The 5357-nt window shown below is 51.8% G+C and carries 2 tRNA genes and 3 rRNA genes; all 5 read left to right on the forward strand.

Annotation, left to right across the window (positions count from 1 at the left end):
• The first annotated feature begins 103 nt into the window (after positions 1-103).
• The 5 genes from CWE09_RS14100 (at position 104) to rrf (ending at position 5352) form a co-directional block, all read left to right on the forward strand.
• Positions 104-1644 (forward strand): 16S ribosomal RNA (locus CWE09_RS14100).
• A 149-nt stretch (positions 1645-1793) separates the two neighbouring features.
• Positions 1794-1870, forward strand: a tRNA-Ile gene (locus CWE09_RS14105).
• 199 nt (positions 1871-2069) lie between these two features.
• Positions 2070-2145 (forward strand) — tRNA-Ala (locus CWE09_RS14110).
• A gap of 33 nt (positions 2146-2178) precedes the next feature.
• Positions 2179-5089, forward strand: a 23S ribosomal RNA gene (locus tag CWE09_RS14115).
• Between the two features lie 147 nt (positions 5090-5236).
• Positions 5237-5352, forward strand: a 5S ribosomal RNA gene (gene rrf, locus CWE09_RS14120).
• Together the 16S, 23S and 5S rRNA genes with 2 tRNA genes alongside form the textbook arrangement of a ribosomal RNA operon.
• The last annotated feature ends 5 nt before the right edge of the window (positions 5353-5357 follow it).

Below are 5357 nucleotides of genomic sequence, written 5' to 3' on the forward strand. Positions count from 1 at the left end.
GCTCAATTGATGTTGGTGACTACCGAATGAAGCGCCTTCGGGTGTGGAATTCAAATAAAGAACCAACAATTCATACGAGCACTTGTAAGTATCAAAATCTTTATAATTGAAGAGTTTGATCATGGCTCAGATTGAACGCTGGCGGCAGGCCTAACACATGCAAGTCGAGCGGTAACATATCTAGCTTGCTAGATGATGACAAGCGGCGGACGGGTGAGTACAACTTGGGGATCTGCCTGATGGCGGGGGACAACCACTGGAAACGGTGGCTAATACCGCATAATCTCTACGGAGCAAAGTATGGGACCTTCGGGCCATACGCCATCAGATGAACCCAAGCGAGATTAGCTAGTTGGTGAGGTAATGGCTCACCAAGGCGACGATCTCTAGCTGGTCTGAGAGGATGATCAGCCACACTGGGACTGAGACACGGCCCAGACTCCTACGGGAGGCAGCAGTGGGGAATATTGGACAATGGGGGCAACCCTGATCCAGCCATGCCGCGTGTGTGAAGAAGGCCTTCGGGTTGTAAAGCACTTTCAGTGGTGAGGAAGGCGTTGTAGTTAATAGCTGCAACGATTGACGTTAGCCACAGAAGAAGCACCGGCTAACTCCGTGCCAGCAGCCGCGGTAATACGGAGGGTGCGAGCGTTAATCGGAATTACTGGGCGTAAAGCGCACGTAGGCGGCCTGTTAAGCAAGATGTGAAAGCCCAGGGCTCAACCTTGGAATAGCATTTTGAACTGGCAGGCTAGAGTTTTGAAGAGGGTGGTAGAATTTCCAGTGTAGCGGTGAAATGCGTAGATATTGGAAGGAATACCAGTGGCGAAGGCGGCCACCTGGTCAAAAACTGACGCTGAGGAGCGAAAGCGTGGGGAGCAAACAGGATTAGATACCCTGGTAGTCCACGCCGTAAACGATGTCAACTAGTTGTTCGTGTCATTATGATGTGAGTAACGCAGCTAACGCACTAAGTTGACCGCCTGGGGAGTACGGCCGCAAGGTTAAAACTCAAATGAATTGACGGGGGCCCGCACAAGCGGTGGAGCATGTGGTTTAATTCGATGCAACGCGAAGAACCTTACCATCCCTTGACATCCACGGAAGCTTTCAGAGATGAGAGTGTGCCTTCGGGAACCGTGAGACAGGTGCTGCATGGCTGTCGTCAGCTCGTGTTGTGAGATGTTGGGTTAAGTCCCGCAACGAGCGCAACCCTTATCCTTAGTTGCCAGCACGTAATGGTGGGAACTCTAGGGAGACTGCCGGTGATAAACCGGAGGAAGGTGGGGACGACGTCAAGTCATCATGGCCCTTACGGGATGGGCTACACACGTGCTACAATGGCGCACACAAAGGGCAGCAAGTACGCGAGTGCAAGCGAATCTCAAAAAGTGCGTCGTAGTCCGGATCGGAGTCTGCAACTCGACTCCGTGAAGTCGGAATCGCTAGTAATCGTGGATCAGAATGCCACGGTGAATACGTTCCCGGGCCTTGTACACACCGCCCGTCACACCATGGGAGTGGGCTGCACCAGAAGTAGATAGCTTAACCCTCGGGAGAGCGTTTACCACGGTGTGGTTCATGACTGGGGTGAAGTCGTAACAAGGTAGCCGTAGGGGAACCTGCGGCTGGATCACCTCCTTAACGATACGTACGAAGATTAATGTGAGTGCTCACACAGATTGAATGGCTTTGATAATTGGTAAATAAACGTGGATGTGTTTCACGGTAGGTCAGGCTTTGCCTGACTTTCTTGTATCTATAAGGTGCAAAACACATTCAATACGGATACTGGGTCTGTAGCTCAGCTGGTTAGAGCGCACCCCTGATAAGGGTGAGGTCGGTAGTTCAAGTCTACTCAGACCCACCATTTCTTCGCGATGGCTGCGTTGGAAACCTCGTCGTGTATTACAATACACGTCCTCGGCTTCCGCCTTGCCCTCCCTCGAAACCGAGGACGCAGAGAAAAAGCTGATGCAGGAAAGAACGTAGGGCAGGCTCTGCCTGCCGTTAAATCTTCCGGTTCAGCAAGACTATCAGGATACGGTGATATACCGTTTCTTCGAAACGGGGCCATAGCTCAGCTGGGAGAGCGCCTGCCTTGCACGCAGGAGGTCAGCGGTTCGATCCCGCTTGGCTCCACCATTTCCTGATTCAGCAAACCTTTTTGGGTTGTATGGTTAAGTGATTAAGCGTACACGGTGGATGCCTAGGCAGTTGGAGGCGATGAAGGACGTACTAACTTGCGATAAGCCATGATGAGCCAGTAAGAGGCAGTTGAGTCATGGATTTCCGAATGGGGAAACCCAGTGCATTTATGCACTATCGTTAACTGAATACATAGGTTAACGAGGCAAACCCGGGGAACTGAAACATCTAAGTACCCGGAGGAACAGAAATCAATTGAGATCCCCTTAGTAGCGGCGAGCGAACGGGGGCCAGCCATCAAGTTTTAGCATCGGTGTTAGTGGAAGGCTCTGGAAAGTGCCGCGATACCGGGTGATAGCCCCGTACACGAAAGCACTGGTGTGGAACTAAGCTTGAGATAAGTAGGTCGGGACACGTGTTATCCTGACTGAAGATGGGGGGACCATCCTCCAAGGCTAAATACTCCCAACTGACCGATAGTGAACCAGTACCGTGAGGGAAAGGCGAAAAGAACCCCTGTGAGGGGAGTGAAATAGAACCTGAAACCGTGTACGTACAAGCAGTAGGAGCACCTTCGTGGTGTGACTGCGTACCTTTTGTATAATGGGTCAGCGACTTACATTTTGTAGCAAGGTTAACCGAATAGGGTAGCCGTAGGGAAACCGAGTCTTAACTGGGCGCTTAGTTGCAAGGTGTAGACCCGAAACCGGGCGATCTATCCATGGGCAGGTTGAAGATTGAGTAACATCAATTGGAGGACCGAACTCACTAATGTTGAAAAATTAGGAGATGACCTGTGGCTAGGAGTGAAAGGCTAATCAAGCCCGGAGATAGCTGGTTCTCCCCGAAATCTATTTAGGTAGAGCCTCGGATGAATACCACTGGGGGTAGAGCACTGTTTCGGCTAGGGGGTCATCCCGACTTACCAACCCGATGCAAACTCCGAATACCAGTGAGTACTATCCGGGAGACACACGGCGGGTGCTAACGTTCGTCGTGGAGAGGGAAACAACCCAGACCGCCAGCTAAGGTCCCGAAGTCATGGTTAAGTGGGAAACGATGTGGGAAGGCACAGACAGCTAGGAGGTTGGCTTAGAAGCAGCCACCCTTTAAAGAAAGCGTAATAGCTCACTAGTCGAGTCGGCCTGCGCGGAAGATGTAACGGGGCTAAACCATGCACCGAAGCTGCGGATTTAATCTTAGGATTAAGTGGTAGGGGAGCGTTGTGTAAGCTGTTGAAGGTGAATCGAGAGGTTTGCTGGAGGTATCACAAGTGCGAATGCTGACATGAGTAACGATAATGGGGGTGAAAAACCCCCACGCCGGAAGACCAAGGGTTCCTATCCCATGCTAATCAGGGTAGGGTAAGTCGGCCCCTAAGGCGAGGCGGAAACGCGTAGTCGATGGGAAACGGGTTAATATTCCCGTACTGTAAATGTATTGCGATGGGGTGACGGAGTAGGCTAGGTAATCGCGGCGTTGGTAGTCCGCGTGAAAGTGAGTAGGTTGGTGGTTTAGGCAAATCCGGACCGCCCTCTTTAGTGAGGAGACTGAGACACGAGACGAGTCCCCAAGGGGATGAAGTTACTGATGCCATGCTTCCAGGAAAACCCTCTAAGCTTCAGATACATTTGAACCGTACCCGAAACCGACACAGGTGGTCAGGTAGAGAATACTAAGGCGCTTGAGAGAACTCGGGTGAAGGAACTAGGCAAAATAGTACCGTAACTTCGGGAGAAGGTACGCCGCTGTTGGTGATGAGCTTCGCGCTCTGAGCTGATAGCGGTCGCAGCGACCAGGTGGCTGGGACTGTTTATTAAAAACACAGCACTCTGCTAAAACGAAAGTTGACGTATAGGGTGTGACACCTGCCCGGTGCCGGAAGGTTAATTGATGGGGTTAGTCTTCGGACGAAGCTCTTGATCGAAGCCCCGGTAAACGGCGGCCGTAACTATAACGGTCCTAAGGTAGCGAAATTCCTTGTCGGGTAAGTTCCGACCTGCACGAATGGTGTAACCATGGCCACGCTGTCTCCACCCGAGACTCAGTGAAATTGAAATCGCAGTGAAGATGCTGTGTACCCGCGGCTAGACGGAAAGACCCCGTGAACCTTTACTACAGCTTGGCACTGAACATTGAACCTACATGTGTAGGATAGGTGGGAGGCTTTGAAGCATTGGCGCTAGTTGATGTGGAGCCACCCTTGAAATACCACCCTTGTATGTTTGATGTTCTAACGTTGGCCCCTTATCGGGGTTGCGGACAGTGCCTGGTGGGTAGTTTGACTGGGGCGGTCTCCTCCCAAAGAGTAACGGAGGAGCACGAAGGTTGGCTAAGTACGGTCGGACATCGTACGGTTAGTGCAATGGCATAAGCCAGCTTAACTGCGAGACAGACACGTCGAGCAGGTGCGAAAGCAGGTCATAGTGATCCGGTGGTTCTGAATGGAAGGGCCATCGCTCAACGGATAAAAGGTACTCCGGGGATAACAGGCTGATACCGCCCAAGAGTTCATATCGACGGCGGTGTTTGGCACCTCGATGTCGGCTCATCACATCCTGGGGCTGAAGTCGGTCCCAAGGGTATGGCTGTTCGCCATTTAAAGTGGTACGCGAGCTGGGTTTAGAACGTCGTGAGACAGTTCGGTCCCTATCTGCCGTGGGCGTTTGAGAATTGAGAGGGGTTGCTCCTAGTACGAGAGGACCGGAGTGAACGAACCGCTGGTGTTCGGGTTGTCATGCCAATGGCACTGCCCGGTAGCTACGTTCGGAATCGATAACCGCTGAAAGCATCTAAGCGGGAAGCGAGCCTCGAGATGAGTTCTCACTGGAACGTAAGTTCCCTAAAGGGTTGTTGAAGACTACAACGTTGATAGGCAGGGTGTGGAAGCGCAGTAATGTGTTGAGCTAACCTGTACTAATTGCCCGTGAGGCTTAACCATACAACACCAAAAAGGTTTTGTGCCTTTATTGAAGGTGAATTGTAGGTGTTACCGAGATTTTGATGTGAATTACATATGTACGGCAGGCGAAGCCTGCCCTACGGAGCCTAAGACGCTCCCAGCTTGTTGAAGTTGTAACCCAATTTGTCTGGCGGCCATAGCGACGTGGAACCACCTGAATCCATTCCGAACTCAGCAGTGAAACATGTCAGCGCCGATGGTAGTGTGGGGCTTCCCCATGTGAGAGTAGGACACCGCCAGGCATCCA

Origin of the sequence: Aliidiomarina minuta (genome assembly GCF_003987145.1) — a bacterium.
GTDB lineage: Bacteria > Pseudomonadota > Gammaproteobacteria > Enterobacterales > Alteromonadaceae > Aliidiomarina > Aliidiomarina minuta.